This is a genomic window from Streptomyces sp. NPDC005181 (assembly GCF_040608395.1).
Lineage (GTDB): Bacteria > Actinomycetota > Actinomycetes > Streptomycetales > Streptomycetaceae > Streptomyces.
Window position 1 is genome coordinate 1 of the sequence record NZ_JBEXID010000003.1, and the last position, 17,436, is coordinate 17,436.

Below are 17,436 nucleotides of genomic sequence, written 5' to 3' on the forward strand. Positions count from 1 at the left end.
ACGTCGTTTCCGATCTTGGCGATCAAGAAACTACGGAGGGTGCGGCGTTGTTCGTGCCACGACGCGAACCGACCCACACATCTGGGCGAAGAGCCCTTAAAATGCTGGGCATGTATTTCCACCAGATCTACGGCTGACACGGACGGGGCAGCGTCCCCGTTCCCCGGACCGGGTACCCGTGCGTGCCCCCGGCAGTTCTGCAGGGCTGCGGCGCACCGGTCCGGTGTGTCCTCTTCGCCGTAGACCTGAAACGAGTGATCTTCCATGTCCCCTCGCCGTGCCCACATCGCGATGGTCGGCATCCCCGCCGTCAGTCACGTCCTGCCGAGCCTCGAGATCGTGCGTGAGCTGGTGGCTCGCGGTCATCGGGTGACGTACGCCAACGACCCCGCGGTGGCCGGCCTGATCACGGCCACCGGCGCCGAATTCGTTCCGTACGGTTCGGTCCTGCCGGTCGCCGGCAACGACTGGCCGGACGACCCGATCGCCGCGATGGGCATCTTCCTCGACGACGCCGTCCAGGCGCTGCAGCAGCTGCGCGCCGCGTACGACCAGGACAGGGCGGATCTGTACCTGTACGACATCGGCGCCTACGCCGCACGCGCCCTCGCCGAGTCACAGGGCCGGCCCGTCCTTCAGCTCTCCCCGACCTTCGTTGCCTGGGACGGTTACGACGAGGACATGGCCGCACAGTTGTGGAGGCTGCCGGGCGCCGACGCGTACCGGACGAAGTTCGCGCAGTGGCTCGCCGTGTCGGGGGCGTCCACCACGGACGTGGACGTCTTCTCCGGCCGGCCTGCGAGGGCCCTGGCGATGATCCCGAGGGCCATGCAGCCGCACGCCGACCAGGTCGACACCGACGTGGTGACGTTCGTCGGCCCCTGCTTCGGCTCCCGCGCGGACCGGGACACCTGGACGCGGCCTGCCGGTGCCGAGAACGTCCTGCTGATCTCGCTGGGCTCGGCGTACACGAACCAGCCGGAGCTCTACCGCCAGGGCCTGGCCGCCTACGGCAACCTGGCCGGCTGGCACGTCGTACTCCAGATCGGGAAGCACACGGACCCGGGCGAACTCGGTGACATCCCGGCCAACGTCGAGGTGCACTCGTGGGTGCCTCAGCTGACGGTCCTGGAGCAGGCCGACGCGTTTGTCACCCACGCGGGGATGGGCGGCAGCAGCGAGGGGCTGTACACCGGGGTTCCCATGATCGCTGTCCCGCAGGCCGCCGAGCAGTTCATGAACGCGGACCGGCTCGTCGCCCTGGGCGTGGCCCGCCGCATCGACACCGCACAGGCCACCGCCGTGGCCCTGCGCACCGCGCTCACCGAACTCGTCGCCGACGAGGATGTCGCCCGGCGCTCGGCACAGCTCCGCACCGAAGCGCGGGCCGAGGGCGGCACGGCACGGGCAGCCGGCCTCATCGAGGAGATGCTGGGCTGATCCCTGCCCTCAGGCAGGGCTCGAGCCACCGGGAGCGGTCGCCGCTCCCTTGGTGTCGTCCGGCGCGCCGACGTAGGAGGCGAAGAACAGCAGCTGCAGTGCCTACGCCGACGACCAGCAGCGCGCCCGTGCGGTGACGGCGTTCTTCACCTCGTCAGCGAAAGTCATGCCCCCACGGTCCGGGGAGTCCGGCATTCGCGCAGGCGGGGGCGGGTCGAATGGCAGAAGAGTGGGTGCGCCTTCGGTTATCGTACGAGTGTTCGAAATTTGGTCTATGGTGGAGAGCGAGGGGGTGGTGAGTACGGATCGGTCCAGGAGGTGCGGGTGCCCGGGTTCACGCATCTGCACACTGTTTCCGGGTTCTCCCTGCGCTATGGGGCCTCGCATCCGGAGCGGCTGGCGGAGCGCGCTGCCGAGCGGGGGATGGATGCCCTCGCGCTGACCGACCGCGACACCCTCGCGGGCACGGTCCGCTTCGCCAAGGCCTGCGACAGGGCCGGGGTGCGGCCGCTCTTCGGGGTGGGGCTCGCGGTGGAGGCGGAGCACACGCGAGAGAGCGGGCGTACGCATCGGCTGCGGACCCCGGTCCGTGGCGGCGCCTTCGTCGATGAATCGGCGCCCCGGGTCACCTTCCTCGCCCGGGACGGCGCGCGCGGATGGGCTGAGCTGTGCCGCCTCGTCACCGCCGCGCATGCCGTGACCGGTGATCCGCAGACCGGCGCCGGGCAGCCCCTGGTCGACCGGTCCGCGCTGCCCGCCGAAGGGCTCACCGTGCTGCTCGGCCCGGCCTCCGAGGTCGGCAGGGCGCTGGCCGCCGGACGCCCCGACCGGGCCGCCGTGCTGCTCGCGCCCTGGCGGGAGATCTACGGCGACGACCTGCGCCTCGAAGCCGTCCACCACGGGCGTGAAGGCACCGGCCCCGGGTCGCTGCGGCTCGCCGCCCGTACCGTCGGCTTCGCTGCCGAACAAGGGGTGCGGGCCGTGCTGACCAATGCCGTCCGGTATGCCGACGCCGGGCAGGGCCCGGTCGCCGATGTGCTCGACGCCGCCCGCAGGCTCGTCCCCGTCGATCCGCGCCGCGCCCCGCTCGACAGCGGCGAGCGCTGGCTCAAGGACGACCGCGCGATGCGGGAGACCGCCGAGCGGATCACCTCCGCCGCCGGACTCGGCCGCGATGCCGGAGCGCGGCTGCTCGCGGAGACCCGGCACACCGCCGACGCCTGCGTCGTCGACCCCGAGCGCGACCTCGGCCTCGGCACCGTCCACTTCCCCGAACCGCACCTCGTCGGTGCCGGACGCCGCACCGCCCAGCGCGTACTGGCCTCCCGCGCCGCCGCCGGCATGGTGCTGCGCGGCTACGACCGCAGGCGGGACTACTGGGAGCGGATGCACCACGAGCTGGACATCATCGACTACCACGGCTTCGCCTCCTATTTCCTGACGGTCGCCCAAGTCGTCGATGACGTAAGGGAGATGAAGGTCAGGGTGGCTGCGCGTGGCTCCGGGGCCGGCTCCCTGGTCAATCACCTCCTGGGCATCGCCCACGCCGACCCCGTCGAGCACGGGCTGCTGATGGAGCGCTTTCTCTCCAAGCGCCGCTTCGTGCTGCCCGACATCGACATCGACGTCGAGTCCGCCCGCCGCCTCGACGTCTACCGCGCGATCATCGGACGCTTCGGCGCCGAGCGGGTCGCGACCGTCGCCATGCCCGAGACCTACCGGGTGCGCCATGCCATCCGGGACGTCGGCGCCGCGCTCTCCATGAACCCGGCCGAGACCGACCGGCTCGCCAAGGCCTTCCCGCACATCCGGGCGCGCGACGCCCGCGCGGCCATGGAGGAGCTGCCCGAACTGCGCGAGGTGGCACGGGAGAAGGAGAAGTACGGGCGGCTCTGGGAGCTGGTGGAGGCGCTGGACGCCCTGCCGCGCGGCATTGCCATGCACCCGTGCGGGGTGCTCCTCTCGGACGCCTCGCTGCTGCGCCGTACGCCCGTCATGCCCACCAGCGGCGAGGGCTTCCCGATGGCGCAGTTCGACAAGGAGGACGTGGAGGAACTCGGGCTGCTCAAACTCGATGTGCTGGGCGTACGGATGCAGTCGGCGATGGCGCACGCGGTCATGGAGGTGAAGCGGGCCTCGGGCCAGGAGGTCGACCTGGACGCCGTACCGCCCGGCGACCCGGAGACGTACCGGCTGATCAGGACCGCCGAGACGCTGGGCTGCTTCCAGATCGAATCACCCGGCCAGCGCGATCTGGTCGGCAGGCTGCAGCCCGCCACCTTCCACGATCTGGTGGTCGACATCTCGCTGTTCCGGCCGGGGCCGGTCGCCGCCGACATGGTGCGGCCGTTCATCGAGGCCAGGCACGGCCGGGCGCCCGTCCGCTACCCCCACCCCGACCTGGAGGGACCGCTGCGCGAGACGTACGGCGTAGTCGTCTTCCATGAGCAGATCATCGAGATGGTCGACATCATGACCGGCTGTGGCCGGGACGAGGCCGACCGGGTGCGGCGCGGGCTCTCCGACCCCGAGCTGCAGGGCCGGATCAAGGCCGGGTTCGTGCAGCGGGCGGCGGGGAAGGGCTACAGCGCCGAAGTGATCGCCCGGACCTGGGAGATCATCGAGGCGTTCGGCTCGTACGGCTTCTGCAAGGCGCACGCGGTCGCCTTCGCCGTACCGACGTACCAGTCGGCGTGGCTCAAGGCGCACCACCCTGCGGCCTTCTACGCCGGGCTGCTCACCCATGACCCGGGGATGTACCCGAAACGGCTGCTGCTCGCGGACGCGCGACGGCGCGGTGTGCCGGTGCTGCCGCTGGATGTGAACCGGTCGGCGGCCGCCCATCAAATCGAACTGGTGTCCGGTAAGGGGGAGGGGGCCGGAGTGTGGGGGCTGCGGCTGGCGCTCTCGGACGTCCATGGCATCAGCAAGGCCGAGGTCGCCCGGATCGAGGCCGGGCAGCCCTACACCTCACTGCTGGACTTCTGGCAGCGGGCCCGGCCGGGCAAGGCGGACGCCGAACGACTGGCTCAGGTAGGCGCGTTGGACGCTTTCGGGGCCAACCGCCGTGACCTGCTGCTGCATCTCTCCGAGCTCCACCGCGCCCAGCGGGGAACCGGGACGAGGTCCGGATCCGGTGGCGCGCAACTCCCGCTCGGCGACGGCCGGAAGACCGGCTCCATCGGCCTGCCCGACCTCAATGACGCGGAACGCCTCAGCGCCGAGCTCGGTGTCCTGAGCATGGACGTCTCCCGCCATCTGATGGGTGATCACCACGCGTTCCTGAAGGAGCTCGGCGCGGTCTCCGCCAAGCGGCTGCGGGAGGCGCGGCACGGGGAGACCGTGCTGGTCGCGGGTGCCAAGGCGGCCACCCAGACCCCGCCGGTCCGGTCCGGCCGCCGAGTCATCTTCACCACCCTGGACGACGGTACGGGCCTGGTCGACCTGGCCTTCTTCGACGACAGCCACGCCGCCTGCGCGCACACCGTCTTCCACTCCTGGCTGCTGCTCGTGCGTGGAGTGGTGCAGCGGCGCGGGCCGCAGAGCCTCAGCGTGGTCGGCGAGGCGGCCTGGAACCTGGCGGAACTGGCCGAACTGCGGCGCACCGGCGGACTCGACGCGGTCGCGGCCCGGCTGGTGGAGGACGCCGCAGCGGAGGAGGAGCCCCCGGGCGACCAGGTGGCCGACAACGGCCGCCGTATCCACCTGCCGACCGGGTACGAGATGAACCCCTGGTCCGACCTCCAGCCGCCCGGCGAAGGCGTCGCCACCGGAAGGAAGCTGTGGCACCAGTCCCCGGGGAGTGCGGGATGAGCGATACGGACGAGGAGCCGGGGATCCTGTACCTGCGGTTCCGCAAGGTCGGCGGCGGCCTTCCGGACAGTGCCGGTTACGCCGGGCTGCTCGCCCTCCTCGGCGCATTCACCCCGGTCGTCGAGGCGGCGCCGCCGGACGGGGCGCTCGCCGATGTGCGCGGTGCGCTGCGCTACTTCGGGCGGGACGCGGCAGGGCTGGCGGCGGTGATCCGGGTCCGTGCGCTCGCCCTGCACGGGGTGGACTGTGCGATCGGGGCGGCGGAGAACCCGATGCTGGCCCGGATGGCGGCGCGGCGGGCCGCGCCCGGGGCGACTTTCGTGGTGCCCGGCGGCGGGGGCGCCGCATTTCTTGCGGCCGAGCCGGCCGTCGCACTGGACGGTGTCGGGGCGGCGACCGCCCGCACCCTGTGCGGATACGGGCTCGACTCCGTCGGCCGGATCGCGACGGCTCCGCTCGCCACCCTGCAACGGATCACCGGCGTACGGACCGGGCGCGAACTGTGGGAGCGGGCGCGCGGCATCGACCGTACGAGGGTCGTGCCGAACGCCGCCGCCCGGGCGGTCGCCGCCGAGCGGTCCTTCCCGCGCGACGAGCTGGACCCGGAGCGGCAGCGCCGCGCACTCATGTCGCTCACCGAGGAGCTGGGGGCCCGGATGCGCGGGGACGACCAGGTGTGCCGGGCGCTCGCGGTCTCCGTGCGCTACGCCGACCGGACCGGCTACTCGACGCTGACCCGCAGCCGTACGCTCCGTGAGCCGACTGCCCACTCCGCGGCGCTCACCGAACTCGCCTACCGGATCCATGACTCGTTCGGGCTGCAGCGGGCCCGGGTACGAGGGATCGGGCTGCGCGCCGAGGGGCTCACGGACCGCGAACGGGCCGCCCATCAGCTGTCGTTCGACCCGGTGGACGAGCGGGCGCGGCGGATCGAGGCGGTGGCGGACCGGCTGCGGGCCAGGTTCGGTCCGCAGGCCGTGATGCCGGGCCGACTCGCTGCCTGACCTGCCGCCCTATGACGTGGCCGGCGATCGGGGTGATGCCGCGTCAGTTTTTACCGACGCGTAACTTCCCCCGCCACCTTACTGGCGCGTAATTTGGCATGAGCACATGGTACGTCGGTACAGAACTTGTGGTCCGGGCCGCAGGGCGCATTGACATCGCAACTCCCTTGAGCCGCAAGGAGACCACACGATGCTGCCCCGGACACGTGCGCCGCGCACCCCACGTGCGCGGAGAGGACTCGCCGCACTGATCCTCGCCGTCGCAGCGTTCGCCACCCCCACGGCGACCGCCACCGCAGCCACCCCCACCGCCGCCACAGCCCCTTCCCGTGGCTGGAACGACTACTCCTGCAAACCCTCCGCAGTCCACCCCCGACCCGTCGTCCTGGTCCACGGAACCTTCGGGAACTCGATCGACAACTGGCTCGTCCTCGCCCCGTACCTGGTCGGCCGGGGCTACTGCGTCTACTCGCTCGACTACGGGCAGCTGCCGGGCGTGCCGTTCTTCAACGGCCTCGGCCCGATCGACAAATCGGCCGGCCAGCTCGCCACCTTCGTCGACCAGGTGCTCGCCGCCACCGGAGCGCCCAAGGCCGACATCGTCGGTCACTCCCAGGGCGGCATGATGCCCCACTACTACCTGAAGTTCCTCGGTGGCGCCGCCAAGGTGAATGCCATGATCGGGCTCGCGCCCGACAACCACGGCACCACCCTCCTCGGTCTGACGAAGCTGCTGCCGTACTTCCCGGGCGCCGAGGACCTGCTGAACACCCACACGCCCGGCCTCACCGACCAGATGGCCGGATCGCCCTTCATCACCAAGCTCAACGCGGGCGGCGACACCGTGCCCGGGGTGCGGTACACGGTCATCGCGACCAGGTACGACGAGGTCGTGACCCCGTACCGCACGCAGTACCTGGACGGGCCGAATGTACGCAATGTCCTGCTCCAGGACCTGTGCCTGGTCGACCTGTCCGAGCATGTGGCGATCGGGACCCTGGACCTGATCGCCTACCACGAGGTGGCGAACGCCCTGGACCCGGCGCACGCCACCCCGACCACCTGCGCCTCCGTCATCGGCTAGGCCAGGGCTGAACTGCCTCTCAGTGTCCGCGTCGGGCCGCATCGCCGGCCCGGCGACGGAACGAGGCGAACAGGGCGGCCGCGCCCATGGCGAGCGCGGCCGCACCGCCGATCGCAAGGTACGGGGTGCTGCCGTCACCACCTGTTTCGGCGAGGCTCTCGCCTGCCGGGGCGGGACCGGTGGCGCTGTCCGGCTCGGGTGCGTTCGCCTCGGACGGACCGGCCGATGCCTCGGCGGCCGGAGCCGCCTGGGTGACCTTCGCGCCCGTACCGGCGTCGTCGTCACCATGCCCGCCGTGCTCCACCGACGACTTGTCGGCGCCCCCGGCGATCTCCTGCTCGGACGGCGCGGATGCGGTCGGCGCCGGGACCACGGCCACCGAACCACTGCCGCCGGCACCGCCGTCGGTGTTCCCGAAGACCACATCGGAGCAGGCGTAGAACGCCTCGGGGGAGTCCGAGCGCTGCCAGACGGTGTAGATCAGCTGCCGTCCCGAACGCTTCGGCACGGTCCCGTCGAACACATACGATCCGCTCTCCAGCTTCGGCTCGGTGGCCGTGGCGAACGGCTCGGACTCCAGGTCCGACCACTTCAGGGGCTTCGTGGGGTCGTAACCGGCCTTGGTGAGATACAGCGCGAACGAGCCCTTGTGCGGTGCGGTGGCCCGGAAGCGGAAGGTGTGGCTGCCCGCCGCCAACTTGCTCGACGGCCAGTCGGCGCGCGGCAGATCGAGCCCCTTGAACTTGTCGTTGCCCGCGCTGCACAGCTTCCCGTCCGGAATCAACTGCCGGTGATTTCCTGCCGCATTGGCGATGTTGACCCCGTTCCAGTCGTACAGCGCCTGCGTCCCGCCCGCCGCGACGGCGGCCACGCACGCCGCCGACTTCGGTTGTTCGGGCCCCTCCGCGAAACAGGCGGAGACGCGGCTGACCGGATCCGTCAGCGAGCCGTGTGCGGCGGCCGGGGCTGCGGACAGACCGGTCAGCGCGAGCGGCGCCACACCGAGCGCGACGATTGCGGCGGCCTTGCGGTGGGCGGTCCTGATCACGGTCATGGTGCGTCTCTCCTTCGGCGGTTCACGTCTGCGTGGAGGAGAAGCTAGCCGCCCGCCGGCCACAAAACGGCTGCTGGAAGGGGTACCCGGCGATCGTTATGGCCGGCTTAAGGAGCGTCTAAGAAGGGGCTCAGGAAAGTCCACCAGTGGGCTCCTGTCAGCAGCCTTGATGCGGCCCGGACACGGCCCAGCGAATGATCATCGGCCGCTGTGTGCCGTCGTTGCGTCAGGGTGCCGTCACTTCTGGGTCACCGACGGCTGTGCCGCGCGCGCGAGCGGAAGGCCCACAGAACCTTTGGCCATGGATATTCTCTGACGATGTCGAATCAGTCGGTGGCAGTGGGAGTCTCTCTCGCTGGTGTGATGGCGCATTGCGGCGGAAGCCCGGTCGGCGCCGTGCAGCTCTTGGTGGGGGCGATAGCTTCCGCGCCGGCGGCCCCGGAGCCCTATGCGGCCCTCGCAGAGTTGTGGCGGGACCGGCGCTCGGAACTGGAAGAGGGCCTCGAAGGGGACGGCTCCTTGAGCGCTGTGCTGGCCCAGGCGTACTTCCTCTTCCTCGATGGGGACATGGACGACGCGGTGATGGCCCTGGGTTCGGTCACGGGGGGTCGGCCCGATGTGGCGTGGGGCTCTGCCCCCTGGTTCGGCGATGCGCGCTTTCTCGGCGCGGTGAGTGCCGAGGCGCTGGCCGAGGCGTGTCTACGGACGTTGGACTACGGCCATGACCTGGACACCGACGAGATGCGTGAGCGGCTCGCGCCCTGGTTCCATGCCATCGACGTGGTGTCCGAACGCAGTCCCGTGCCGGAGTCGCTGGCCGCCATGGCCCGGCTGCCCCGGGCCTGCGGCCGCTACGAGCTGTCCTTCGCCCTGTGCGACCGCGCCGATGCCGTCGATCGGGTCATGTGGACCGCGGTCGCACGAGCGGCCACCTGGCGCGTGATGGGCGACCTGGACCAGGCTGCGACGGCCTTCGAGGGCGCTCTGACCCTGGACCCTGCCAACTGGTCCCTCTACCTGGACCTTGCCGATGTACGTGCCGAACAGGGCGAGTTCGCCACGGCCGTGGGCCTCGTCGAACAAGGCCTGGCATACACACCGCACGAAGTCTCCCTACGCGCGGCAGGTGCCGCCTACCGCACACGCCTGTCCGGCTCGTCCGATGACCTGCGGGCCCTGATCGTCCTGGCGCCGGAGCTCGCGAACATCTCCTATCGGAAGCTGCTGATCGACTACGCGTGCGCGGGACCGGGGCTGCCCCGGGGACTCGTGGCCAAGGCCCGCCGTATCTGCGAGAACTGAACACGCGCTTTCTGGCAGGACGCTCAGGGGCTGATCTCAGCACGAAGTACAGCGAAAAGGGCCCCGGGACGATCTCCCAGGGTGCTTGACCTGTGTGCACTCGACAGGACTCGATCCCGCAACCTTCTGATCCGTAGCTCTAGCCGGATCGGTCAGCGACGGTCATTCCGGCCGCTACGAGGCCCCGGAGGGACGGAAGCGCACGGGGAAGGTTGCTGGGGTTGCGGTACGGGGCTGCTGTACCGGGCGCGGTAGCTACCCCGCTCGTTCGAGGGTCAAGTTGCTGCGAGCGGGTTCGGCTCGCCACATAGAGGCCAGCTGGGGGTAGGACTCGATAAAGCGACGCATCTCTCCGAGTGCGGCAGTCCTTGAAACGTAGTCAAACCCGGTGTCCTGATGTCCCATGCTGTCGAGATCAGCCCATGCGGGGTCCTCGCAGAAGAGGAGCTGCAACTCCACCTTCCAGTACTCCGGCTGCCAATGGGGATCGTCGCGCTCCCCGACATCGTTGACCGCGAACAGTCGCCCGAAGGAAAGCGCAGGCTGGTCATCGTTCCAGTCCCACTTGCCCCACTCGGCAATGAAGCCGTCGCCATCGTTCTCGGGAGGTTCGATCCCTGCAATCTCGATCTGGAGAAACTCGGCGAAGGCGTCCCACGCAGCGTTGACGTCGCGTACGGCAGCTGGCTCGACCCCACGCTGTCTCAGTATCTGCGCGAACACTTCGGCGCTTGATCGCCATGGAATGGGCATGCGGGATGCTACCGCAGTGTCCCGCGTGGCTTAGCTGCCCAGTCCCGGAGGCTCAGGGGCCCAGCCAAGCGCCGCCGCATTGTTCCTGGAGCACCTGTTTGGAAGATCCCGTATGTGGATGCGTGCTGAGCTGCGGATGCGCTGACCTGCGGCGGAGGGTTGTTGTGACTCGTGTTCCCCGTGGTTCCCCCATCGTCCCCGCCCAATCGGGCACGCAAGGGGCACGCCATTCGGCGTAAGCCAGCCCTGGGGCACGGGCGACTATGCTCCGTTGGGGATCGCATACTGGCGTCATGCTCTCGCCGCAGCGGTTCCGGGATGCCCGGCACACGAAGTACGACTTCGTCGATCATGTGCTCGTGCGCTGCCCGAAGTGCACCAGCATTGCGCATGTGATTCCGGCCGCACCTGCGACTGAGGACGAGGCTCCTTCGATGTTCGCGCAGCGTCGGCTCGTCTGCCGGGCGTGTGGTTTGACGCGTCATGCGGCCGGCGGTCTTCGCCTCTTTCGGGGCACGGGGGAGGCTGTAGATCCATACTTCGGTCTGCCGCTGTGGTTGCAGTCTGAGACACGTCACGGCTGGCTGTGGGCGTACAACCCCGAGCACCTGGACTTGATAAGGCAGTTCGTTCAGGCGCCGTTGCGCGAACGAGCTCCTCGGGACACGAAGGCGCGAAAGAAGATGACGCTCATCGCCCGGCTGCCAACCTGGATCAAGAGCGCGAAGAATCGAGCTGAGGTCTTGCGGGCCATCGAGCGCATCCAGGCCTCATTGGCGAACTAGTGAGCTTGTTCCGCTTTGGCGGACACCCTTGGTGTGGTGGTCAGGCTGCGAGTGCGGTCTCGTAGTCGGCGGGACTGAGGTAGCCGAGGCTGCTGTGCAGTCGGTGCAAGTTGTACCAGCCCTCGATGAAGTCGAAGATCGCGGTTCGGGCCAGAGCCCGGCTCGGCCAGGGTTTTGTGTCGAGCAGTTCCCGTTTGATCGTCGCGAAGAAGGACTCGGCGAGCGCGTTGTCCCAGCACTGACCGGTGCGGCCGACCGACAGCCGAACGCCGAACTCGTTGGCCAGGGAAGCGAATTGCTGGCTCGTGTACTGCGCGGACTCAACCGGTCGTCGCAACACCGGCTTCCTGGACCGATAGTAGATGCTCGTTCAGGGCGTCGGCGACCAGGTCGGTCCGCAGATGCTCGGCGGTCACCCAGCCGACCACGCGGCGGGAGGCGATGTCGATGACGGTGGCCAGGTAGAGGACGAGCGGGTGGAGTGGCGCGCGGACGGCGCGTGCAACCCCTTCCACCACCGCGAGCGGTCGGCCTGCTGATCGACTGTGTCAGTGGTGGCTGGGACGATCGACGCATGACGACGATCGACTGGGACTCCGCCGCCGACTCCTTCGACGAGGAGCCCGACCACGGGCTGCTCGATCCGGTGGTCAGGCACGCATGGGCGCAGCGGTTGGAGAGCTGGCTGCCCGGCGAGCGCTCCGATGTGCTCGACCTGGGATGCGGCACCGGAAGTCTGGCCCTGCTCGTCACCGGGCAGGGCCACCGGGTCACCGCCGTCGACCGGTCGCCGCGCATGGTCGAGCAGGCGCGGGCCAAGCTCGCCGGGACGGGCGCCGAGGTGCTGGTCGGTGATGCGGCCCGACCGCCGGTCGGGAAGCAGCAGTTCGACGTGATCATGGTCCGCCATGTGGTGTGGCTGCTGCCCGACCCCGCGGCGGCCCTGCGCCACTGGTTCGGACTGCTCCGGCCCGGCGGGCGGCTGCTGACGATCGAAGGGGTGTGGGGCGGGGTGGGTCTCTCCGCCGAGCAGCTGACCGGGCTCCTCGCCCCGCTCACCGAGCGCATCCACCACGAGCGGCTCTCCGACGACCCGGACCTGTGGGGCAAGCACGTCGACGACGACCGCTACGCCCTGCTGGCCCGCGTCGAACCGCCGCACCGGCACACCGAGGTCGTCGATGTGCATCTGATCCTGCGCCGCGGCCCCGACGTCCTGCTCGCCCGCCGCGCCGGCACGGGATACGCGGACGGGCTGTTCAACGGGCCGTCCGGGCATGTGGAGGACGGCGAGGACGTCCGCGAGGCGATGATCCGTGAGGCCGCCGAGGAGATCGGTGTCGAACTGGACCCGGACGAGCTGCGGGTCGCGCTGGTCATGCAGCACCGCGGTCCCGGCGGCGCCCCCCGGACCGGCTGGTTCTTCGAGGCGGAGTACGACCCGGCCCGCCCGCCGTACAACCGTGAACCGGAGAAGTGCTCCGGACTCGCCTGGTTCCCGCTGGACGCCCTGCCCGACGACATCGTCGCGTACTGCCGTGCGGGGCTGGACGGATACCGTGCGGGGGAGCGCTTTCTGATCCACTGGCACGAGGACGGCGACACCGTGGCGTACCAGCCGCACAGCATCCGCCGCGCGGTCCCGCTGCCGTCGGCCGGGGCCCGCACCGGTGGGGTGCACCACATCGAGCTGTGGGTGCCCGACCTGGCGGCGGCCGAGGCGGGATGGGGCTGGCTGCTCGGCGAGCTGGGCCATGTGCCGTACCAGAGCTGGAAGCGCGGCCGCAGCTGGCGGCGGGGCGACAGCTATCTGGTGATCGAGCAGTCGGCCGATCTGACCCCGGGTCCGCACGACCGGCTCCGCCCGGGCCTGAACCACTTGGCGTTCCATGTCCGGGACCGGGCCACGCTGGACGCACTGGTGACGCGGGCCCCGGACCACGGCTGGCGGCTGCTGTTCCCGGACCGTCATCCGTACGCCGGTGGCGAGGGGCACTGCGCCGCGTATCTGGAGGACGCGGCGGGGTTCGAGGTGGAGCTGGTGGTGCGTTAGGGGGTGTCGCCGGACGGGCTCGACGGTGCCAGGAGCCCCGCGAGGCCGCCCGCCAGGGCGAGGCGTTCCAGCTCGTCCAGCGCCCGGCGGGCGGCATCCGCCGCCGCCGGATCGCGTGCGGCCAGGCCGCTCTCCTCGAACTCGTCCTCGTCCAGCCGCAGTACGGAGTCGCCGTCCGCCGACACCCACAGATCGAGATCCAGGTCCTCGACGAGCAGCTCCCCGTCGCGCAGCACGGCAGGCCGGGTGATGTCGCAGTACCAGCCCTTCAGCGTCCCCGCTCCGGTGCGGACCTCCTTCACCGCGAACCACCGGTTGCGCCAGTAGTGCTCGGTGAAGACATCGCCCGGCTCGAACCGTACGAAGCCGAAGTCGCGCACACCCGGCGCGGCCCACGGGGCCGTCACCGTCACCCGGGTGCCGTCGTCGCGTACGACGTCCGCCGGGTAGCGGATCTTCGTCCGGCCCGCCTTGACCAGAGTGACCTCAACCGAGCTTGCGGACATGCCGTACCTCCGTGGCGCAGATCCGGTAGCCGAACCATGTGTTGATCGCCAGCATCGGACCGTTGTCCGCATCGTTGCCGGTGTACGCGTCCGTGTAGCCGGCCGCGCGTGCCCTGTGCAGCGAGTCGCTCTTGGCGAGCTTTGCCAGGCCCCGGTTGCGGTGCGCCCTGCGGGTGCCCGTCATCCCCGACCAGTAGCGGGTCAGACCGTCGGTGTTCGCCGCGCTGAACGCCGCCACCTCGCCGTCCACCACGGCGACCGAGGTGAGCTCCCGGTCGAGACCGGGGTTGTTCCAGGTGTGCTGCAGCCAGTCCTCGTAGTCCGCGAGCTCGGCCGGGGTGTCGCTCGGCTCGTCCGCCGTGGACTCGGCGTCCGCCTCGAACAGCGGCCTCGGGTCGTCGGCGAAGTCAGCGGCCGTACGCAGTTGCACACCGGCCGGGAGCTCCTGACGGGGAGGCAGGGTGCCGTGTGCCAGGTCGAGATGGAGGAAGTGCGCCGGGCGGCTCGGCGTGTAGCCGCGCTTCTCGGCGAAGGCCCGGTTCGCCGGTTCGTCGAGCACCCAGGTGTAGACCGCGACGGCCCCCACGCCGGCCAGATACTCCTCGGCGGTGCGCACCAGCAGCGAGCCCGCGCCGCGGCCCGCCCGCCGGCGGAGCGTGTAGGGATTGCAGAAGCCCTGTCCGGGCTCCGGGCTGTCATAGGCGATACCGACCTGCGCCGTGCCGATGATCTCCCCGTCCTCCTCGGCGACCAGCAGCCGGTACCGCTTGTCGGGGTGGGCGGTCGCCTGCTCGAAGACAACCTGCTCGGGCGTGGTCACCATGTACGGAAGAGCGGCTCGCCGCACCCGTACCCAGGCCTCGGCATCGGTGGGCAGGAAGTCGCGAACGATGACAGTCATACGCCGGACGGTACGCGGCGGTCCGGCCCGGTCGCCTCCGAATTTCCGGGGGTGGGGGAGAATCGGTCCGTGACCTTGAAGATCGCCCTTGATCCGGACGCCGCCACCGCCCCTTACGAGCAACTGCGCACGCAGATCTCCGAACTGGCCCGGTCCGGCGAACTGCCCGTCGGCTACAGACTTCCGACCGTACGCGGCTTCGCCGAGGAGCTCGGCCTCGCCGCGAACACCGTCGCCAAGGCGTACCGGGCGCTGGAGTCGGACGGGGTGATCGAGACCCGCGGGCGCAACGGCACGTTCATCGCGGCCGCGGGCGACACGGCGGACCGCAAGGCGGCCGCGGCGGCGCGGGAGTACGCAGAGCAGGCGAAGCGGCTGGGGCTGTCCCGCGCCCGGGCGCAGTCGCTGGTGGAGGATGCGGTGCGGGTGGCGTACGAGGGGTGACAGGGGGAACCGGGGCCGTCCGGTAGCGGTTGTGCCCTCAAGCGCCGGACGGGCTCACAAGCTGTCCCCAGGCGCCGGACGGACTTGAGATCGAGCCCGTCGGGCGCCGGGAACAGCACCTCAGAGGTACAGCCCCGCGTCCGCCCCCGCTTCCTGCTTCGGTACCGACGCCGGCCCGGTGCCGCGCCGCAGTGCGTACAGCTCGGCCAGCGTCGCGCCCTCCCTGCCGAGCCCCTCCCCCGTGCCCAGCCAGGCCACCGCCTCCCGGCGGGTCAGTGAGCCCACCTCGATCCGGGCCAGGCAGCGACCGGGCCTGACCACCGCCGGGTGGAGCCGTTCCAGGTCCTCATTGGTCGTCACCCCCACCAGCACATTGCGGCCCTGGCCCAGCAGCCCGTCGGTGAGGTTCAGCAGCCGCGACAGCGCCTGGCCCGCCGTGTGCTTGGCCTCGCCGCGGATCAGTTCGTCGCAGTCCTCCAGGAGCAACAGCCGCCACCGCCCCTTCGCCGTGCCGTCGTCCTCGCCGATGGCGATGTCCATCAGATAGCCGACGTCGTTGAAGAGCCGCTCCGGGTCGAGTACGCAGTCGACCTGGCACCAGTCCCGCCAGGACCGCGCCAGCGTGCGCAGTGCAGATGTCTTGCCGGTGCCGGGCGGGCCGTGCAGCAGAAGCAGCCGGCCCGCGATGTCGTCCGGCGTCACCTTCATCAGCCGGTCCATGGCATGGGCCACCGGCGCCGTGTAGTTGCTGCGCACCTCGTCCCAGGTGCCCGCGGCGATCTGCCGGGTGGTGCGGTGCGGGCCGCGGCGCGGGGAGACGTACCAGAAGCCCATCGTCACATTCTCGGGCTGCGGTTCCGGTTCGTCCTGGGCGCCGTCGGTCGCCTGGTCGAGGATCTTCTGCGCCAGCTCGGGGCTGGTCGCGGTGACGGTGACGTCGGCGCCCCGGTTCCACCGGGAGATGAGGAGTGTCCAGCCGTCGCCCTCGGCGAGTGTGGCGCTGCGGTCGTCGTCGCGGGCGGCACGCAGCACCTTGGCGGCGGGGGGCAGCAGAGTCGCCCCGGACTTCACCCGGTCGAGGGAGGAACTGTGCGAGTACGGCTGCTCGCCCGTCGCGAAGCGGCCGAGGAACAGCGCGTCGACGACGTCGGAAGGGGAATCGCTGTCGTCGACGGTGAGCCGGATCGGCAGAGCGGCCTCAGGGTTGGCAGACATGGCGCCCATGATCCGGCACGGTGGCACCCGGCGCACCCAGGTTTCGCCACCTCCCGTCAACCGGCCTTCACAGGGGCCGTTCACTTCGCGGCAGTGGTTTGTCATCCGGTGCGCCGGATGCCGGATTGGGTGTGACGCAACCTCAGGAGGCTGTCAGGAAGCGCTCATCCGATTGACTTGGCATGGACACTTCCGGACCGACGGTGCCGCTGCTACCACTGAGTAGGCAGAGATCCTGCTGGTCGGTCCAAGGGAGGTTCCATGAAAATGTCCAGACTTGTGGCGTTCTCGTCCTCGCTCCTGCTCGGTGCCGTACTCGCCCTGACCGGGGCAGCCACCGCGAACGCCGCATCGTCCGTCCTGGCCGTCGACTACGTTGCCCTCGGCGACTCGTACTCCTCGGGGGTCGGGTCCGGCAGCTACGACAGTGCCAGCGGTGACTGCAAGCGCAGCACCAAGACCTACCCCGCCCTCTGGGCGAACGCCAACTCGCCCGCGTCGTTCGCCTTCACCGCCTGCTCGGGTGCCCGCACCGGCGATGTGACGGCCGGACAGCTCTCCCCGCTCAACTCCTCGACCGACCTCGTCTCGATCTCCATCGGCGGCAATGACGCAGGCTTCGCCGATGTCATGACCACCTGTGTGCTCCAGTCGGAGTCCACCTGCCTCAGCCGGATCGCCACAGCCCGCAGCTACGTCGACACCACCCTGCCCGGCAAGCTCGACTCGGTGTACACGGCGATCACGTCCAAGGCGCCGTCCGCCCATGTCGTCGTCCTCGGCTATCCCCGTTTCTACAAGCTCGGCGGCAGCTGCATCGCCGGTCTGAGCGAGACCGAGCGCGCCGCCATCAACAGCGCCTCCGACTACCTCAACGCGGCAACCGCCAAGCGTGCGGCCGACCACGGCTTCACCTTCAGCGATGTCGCCGGGAGGTTCACCGGGCACGAGATCTGCTCGGGAAGCGCGTGGCTGCACAGCGTCAACTGGCTCAACATCGGTGAGTCGTACCACCCCACCGCCGCCGGACAGTCGGGCGGCTACCTGCCCGCCTTCGGCTCGGCCGTCTGACCGGGCGGACC

Annotated in this window: 16 protein-coding genes; 9 read left to right on the plus strand and 7 right to left on the minus strand. The window is 70.2% G+C overall.

The annotated features are described in order from the left end of the window. Positions 1-264 precede the first annotated feature (264 nt). The 4 genes from ABZV38_RS03045 to ABZV38_RS03060 all read left to right on the plus strand — a co-directional run bounded on the left by ABZV38_RS03045 (position 265) and on the right by ABZV38_RS03060 (position 7,341). Positions 265-1,440 (plus strand): macrolide family glycosyltransferase, encoded by a 1,176-nt coding sequence (locus ABZV38_RS03045; RefSeq protein WP_356323931.1) that lies wholly within the window; start codon positions 265-267, stop codon positions 1,438-1,440. Between the two features lie 324 nt (positions 1,441-1,764). Continuing rightward, positions 1,765-5,253: a DNA polymerase III subunit alpha gene (locus ABZV38_RS03050; RefSeq protein ID WP_356323934.1), complete on the plus strand. Its 3,489-nt coding sequence runs from the start codon at positions 1,765-1,767 to the stop codon at positions 5,251-5,253. Further along, positions 5,250-6,257, plus strand: coding sequence for a hypothetical protein (locus ABZV38_RS03055; RefSeq protein WP_356323936.1), 1,008 nt, complete (start codon positions 5,250-5,252; stop codon positions 6,255-6,257). The genes ABZV38_RS03050 and ABZV38_RS03055 overlap by 4 nt, the downstream gene beginning before the upstream one ends. 190 nt (positions 6,258-6,447) lie before the next feature. Continuing rightward, entirely contained in the window at positions 6,448-7,341 is an 894-nt protein-coding gene (locus tag ABZV38_RS03060) for an alpha/beta fold hydrolase (protein ID WP_356323938.1), read from the plus strand. Positions 7,342-7,360: 19 nt separating this feature from the next. Here ABZV38_RS03060 and ABZV38_RS03065 read toward each other — a convergent pair whose 3' ends face one another. Then, entirely contained in the window at positions 7,361-8,395 is a 1,035-nt protein-coding gene (locus ABZV38_RS03065) for a lytic polysaccharide monooxygenase (RefSeq protein ID WP_356323940.1), read from the minus strand. Positions 8,396-8,713: 318 nt separating this feature from the next. Between ABZV38_RS03065 and ABZV38_RS03070 the strand changes: the two genes are divergently transcribed. Next, positions 8,714-9,697 (plus strand): tetratricopeptide repeat protein, encoded by a 984-nt coding sequence (locus ABZV38_RS03070; RefSeq protein ID WP_356323942.1) that lies wholly within the window; start codon positions 8,714-8,716, stop codon positions 9,695-9,697. A 255-nt stretch (positions 9,698-9,952) separates the two neighbouring features. Here the strand turns inward: ABZV38_RS03070 and ABZV38_RS03075 are convergent, their stop codons facing one another. Next, positions 9,953-10,450: a hypothetical protein gene (locus tag ABZV38_RS03075; RefSeq protein WP_356323944.1), complete on the minus strand. Its 498-nt coding sequence runs from the start codon at positions 10,448-10,450 to the stop codon at positions 9,953-9,955. Between the two features lie 293 nt (positions 10,451-10,743). Between ABZV38_RS03075 and ABZV38_RS03080 the strand changes: the two genes are divergently transcribed. Further along, positions 10,744-11,235, plus strand: a complete 492-nt coding sequence (locus tag ABZV38_RS03080; protein WP_356323946.1) for a hypothetical protein — start codon at positions 10,744-10,746, stop codon at positions 11,233-11,235. Positions 11,236-11,275: 40 nt separating this feature from the next. Here the strand turns inward: ABZV38_RS03080 and ABZV38_RS03085 are convergent, their stop codons facing one another. Then, the gene (locus tag ABZV38_RS03085; protein ID WP_356323948.1) at positions 11,276-11,572 is read right to left on the minus strand and encodes an integrase core domain-containing protein; all 297 of its coding nucleotides are present in this window, start codon (positions 11,570-11,572) and stop codon (positions 11,276-11,278) included. Then, on the minus strand, positions 11,556-11,750 hold the full coding sequence (locus ABZV38_RS03090) for a hypothetical protein (RefSeq protein ID WP_356323950.1): 195 nt from the start codon (positions 11,748-11,750) through the stop codon (positions 11,556-11,558). The genes ABZV38_RS03085 and ABZV38_RS03090 overlap by 17 nt, the downstream gene beginning before the upstream one ends. Before the next feature lie 59 nt (positions 11,751-11,809). Here ABZV38_RS03090 and ABZV38_RS03095 point away from each other — a divergent pair, with 59 nt between their 5' ends. Further along, positions 11,810-13,288 (plus strand): trifunctional class I SAM-dependent methyltransferase/NUDIX hydrolase/VOC family protein, encoded by a 1,479-nt coding sequence (locus ABZV38_RS03095; protein WP_356323953.1) that lies wholly within the window; start codon positions 11,810-11,812, stop codon positions 13,286-13,288. On the opposite strand, the gene ABZV38_RS03100 is transcribed toward ABZV38_RS03095, so the two are convergent. Then, entirely contained in the window at positions 13,285-13,794 is a 510-nt protein-coding gene (locus ABZV38_RS03100) for a DUF402 domain-containing protein (RefSeq protein ID WP_356323955.1), read from the minus strand. The two genes, ABZV38_RS03095 and ABZV38_RS03100, sit on opposite strands and share 4 nt — an antisense overlap. Further along, positions 13,775-14,695 (minus strand): GNAT family N-acetyltransferase, encoded by a 921-nt coding sequence (locus tag ABZV38_RS03105; protein ID WP_356323957.1) that lies wholly within the window; start codon positions 14,693-14,695, stop codon positions 13,775-13,777. Before ABZV38_RS03105 ends, ABZV38_RS03100 begins: the two co-directional genes overlap by 20 nt. Before the next feature lie 69 nt (positions 14,696-14,764). Here ABZV38_RS03105 and ABZV38_RS03110 point away from each other — a divergent pair, with 69 nt between their 5' ends. After that, a complete protein-coding gene (locus ABZV38_RS03110) occupies positions 14,765-15,139 on the plus strand; it encodes a GntR family transcriptional regulator (protein WP_356323959.1) in 375 nt (124 codons plus the stop codon). Positions 15,140-15,259: 120 nt separating this feature from the next. On the opposite strand, the gene ABZV38_RS03115 is transcribed toward ABZV38_RS03110, so the two are convergent. After that, positions 15,260-16,363 (minus strand): DUF5925 domain-containing protein, encoded by a 1,104-nt coding sequence (locus tag ABZV38_RS03115; RefSeq protein ID WP_356323961.1) that lies wholly within the window; start codon positions 16,361-16,363, stop codon positions 15,260-15,262. 252 nt (positions 16,364-16,615) lie between these two features. Here ABZV38_RS03115 and ABZV38_RS03120 point away from each other — a divergent pair, with 252 nt between their 5' ends. After that, positions 16,616-17,425, plus strand: coding sequence for an SGNH/GDSL hydrolase family protein (locus ABZV38_RS03120; RefSeq protein ID WP_356323963.1), 810 nt, complete (start codon positions 16,616-16,618; stop codon positions 17,423-17,425). Positions 17,426-17,436 lie beyond the last annotated feature (11 nt).

What these genes read in the sequence shown, in the direction of transcription:
- ABZV38_RS03120 (WP_356323963.1), top strand. Translation starts at nt 16,616, where the DNA reads ATGAAAATGTCCAGACTTGTGGCGTTCTCGTCCTCGCTCCTGCTCGGT.
- ABZV38_RS03055 (WP_356323936.1), top strand. Translation starts at nt 5,250, where the DNA reads ATGAGCGATACGGACGAGGAGCCGGGGATCCTGTACCTGCGGTTCCGC.
- ABZV38_RS03080 (WP_356323946.1), top strand. Translation starts at nt 10,744, where the DNA reads ATGCTCTCGCCGCAGCGGTTCCGGGATGCCCGGCACACGAAGTACGAC.
- ABZV38_RS03070 (WP_356323942.1), top strand. Translation starts at nt 8,714, where the DNA reads ATGTCGAATCAGTCGGTGGCAGTGGGAGTCTCTCTCGCTGGTGTGATG.
- ABZV38_RS03045 (WP_356323931.1), top strand. Translation starts at nt 265, where the DNA reads ATGTCCCCTCGCCGTGCCCACATCGCGATGGTCGGCATCCCCGCCGTC.
- ABZV38_RS03100 (WP_356323955.1), bottom strand. Translation starts at nt 13,794, where the DNA reads ATGTCCGCAAGCTCGGTTGAGGTCACTCTGGTCAAGGCGGGCCGGACG.
- ABZV38_RS03060 (WP_356323938.1), top strand. Translation starts at nt 6,448, where the DNA reads ATGCTGCCCCGGACACGTGCGCCGCGCACCCCACGTGCGCGGAGAGGA.
- ABZV38_RS03095 (WP_356323953.1), top strand. Translation starts at nt 11,810, where the DNA reads ATGACGACGATCGACTGGGACTCCGCCGCCGACTCCTTCGACGAGGAG.
- ABZV38_RS03105 (WP_356323957.1), bottom strand. Translation starts at nt 14,695, where the DNA reads ATGACTGTCATCGTTCGCGACTTCCTGCCCACCGATGCCGAGGCCTGG.
- ABZV38_RS03075 (WP_356323944.1), bottom strand. Translation starts at nt 10,450, where the DNA reads ATGCCCATTCCATGGCGATCAAGCGCCGAAGTGTTCGCGCAGATACTG.
- ABZV38_RS03065 (WP_356323940.1), bottom strand. Translation starts at nt 8,395, where the DNA reads ATGACCGTGATCAGGACCGCCCACCGCAAGGCCGCCGCAATCGTCGCG.
- ABZV38_RS03115 (WP_356323961.1), bottom strand. Translation starts at nt 16,363, where the DNA reads ATGGGCGCCATGTCTGCCAACCCTGAGGCCGCTCTGCCGATCCGGCTC.